Source organism: Neisseria sp. HMSC061H08 (assembly GCF_001836795.1).
Classification (GTDB): Bacteria; Pseudomonadota; Gammaproteobacteria; order Burkholderiales; family Neisseriaceae; genus Neisseria; species Neisseria subflava_A.
This window is the reverse complement of sequence record NZ_KV830579.1, coordinates 1-1837: the sequence shown is the minus strand read 5'-3', so window position 1 is coordinate 1837 and position 1837 is coordinate 1. Positions and strand designations below refer to the sequence as shown.

At 50.6% G+C, this 1837-nt stretch carries 1 protein-coding gene; it reads right to left on the bottom strand.

Features of this window, described 5'->3' with window-relative positions:
* Positions 1-1837 (bottom strand): hemagglutinin repeat-containing protein (locus HMPREF2675_RS07835; RefSeq protein ID WP_210399855.1); only part of this gene is annotated, 1837 nt, incomplete at both ends.

Genomic DNA, 1837 nt, shown 5'->3' with positions numbered 1-1837 from the left:
TGAATCCGTAACCGACGGTAACTTGGACGTTGCCGTTTTGCTGTTTGCTCTGATAGGTTTCAGTATCTTGAACACTTTCTATATGCAGGTTGCGCGTATCTGCCTGTACGCCTTTGCCGATAAGCTGCGCACCTTTGAGGGTGGTATCCCCGCCGTTTCGGATAATCGTTTTGCCGGCTGTGCTACCAACATGGGTGTGGCGGTGGGTAGTACTTTCCCCTTGTCCTTTACCTTTGCCGATATTTCCTCCGGCGGTAATGCCAAGACTGATGCCGTCGCCTATTTGGATGGCTACGCCTGCATTCCAGCCGCTGCTTTTGTTTTTGCTTTGCTCGCTGCCGTCCTGTTTAGCAGATTGGAGTTTGATATGGTTGTCCGCAATGAGGGTGGTACCTGCATGGCCGATGACATCGGAACCTGTAATATTGATATTGGACTGCTCCCCGCCTCCTGTGGCCACAAGTGTGGTTTGCCCTTTGCCGATAATTTGACTTGCTGCCGCTTCGGTGTAACGGCTTTTTTGCTCGTTACGACTTTTCTGTTCGCCGTAGGTGATGGACACACTGATACCGGAGCTTTGATTGTTGTTTTGACCTTGTCCCGCACTGCTGCTTGGAGTAAATTGTTGCATTTGTTGGGCTGCTTGATAACCCTGCCATGCAGCATTGGCTGCAGCCATGGCATTAACGCGTTTATTTTTACTTTTGCCCACATTTTGGGCTGCTTGTACGAAGTTTTGTGCAGCTTGGACAACCGGCACATTGAGGGCGATGGTGAGGCCTTTTTGTTCCCGGGTATGGACGTAGTCAGTGGCATACCGGTTGTTTGCGGACTCTACATCTATGCTTTTGGCAGTGACGGTATTGCGCCCCTCGGGGCTGGAGACGGTACTGCCGGTTTGTCGGTAGCGGTTCCCGGCAACTGTAACGGTGTCTCCATTCAGGCTGCCTATAATGCTGCCTGTATGGACAATATTGGTACGATCAGTGTCATCGGTAGTTTTTCGGTTACCGATAGTAAAGCCCAATCCGCCTGTGCCCATGACGCCTGATTTTTTGCTCTCGTGGTATTCATTGCCGGTGTAGCGATTATGGGCAGTAGAAATATCGATGTCGTGTCCTGCTTTTAAAACAGTGCCATTATCAGAAATAAGGTTGCTGCCGCGTACATTGATATCCTGATCAGCTGAAACGATAATTTTGCCGCCGCCGATGTTGCTGCCGACTGCTTCATCATGACTAAAGCGGTAGAGGTCGTGTGTTTTGGTACTGGAAAGGATGCCTTTGCTTTTCCCGCTTACAGCGGCGTCCAATTCGGTTATTTGGCGTCCTTCGCTGATATTGACATCACGTCCTGCGGCAAGGACGGTTTTGCCCTCTTCGGTCTCCAGTTCACCTTGACGGATTTTTAAGTCGTTGCCGGCTCTAAGCAGTGCGCCGTTTTGCGTGCGGATACTGCTGCCGACTTCGGCACTTTGTCGGACATGACGATGATTTTTGTCATCTAATGTACCATAGGCTTCGCGATGTTCGGTACGGATGGTGCCGAGGTTGAGATTATTACCAGCGGTAATTTGGGTGGTGCCGCCTTTAACTTGGTTAGAGATGGTGGCTGCATTAAGGTTGATATCGTTGTCGGCATGCAGGGATAGGATGCCGTCTGAAGCTCTGTTATCTACTTGCTCAGTATAGCTTCCGGCCACGTTAATACCGGCCATACGATCGATAGCGGTATTGCCGTTACGTTCATTACCGGAAGTTTGGGTTGTACCGTTAAGGTTGATATTTTGCGCTTGGGCAGTCAGCAGTCCGCCTGCTTGTACCTGCCCGCCGTCGAT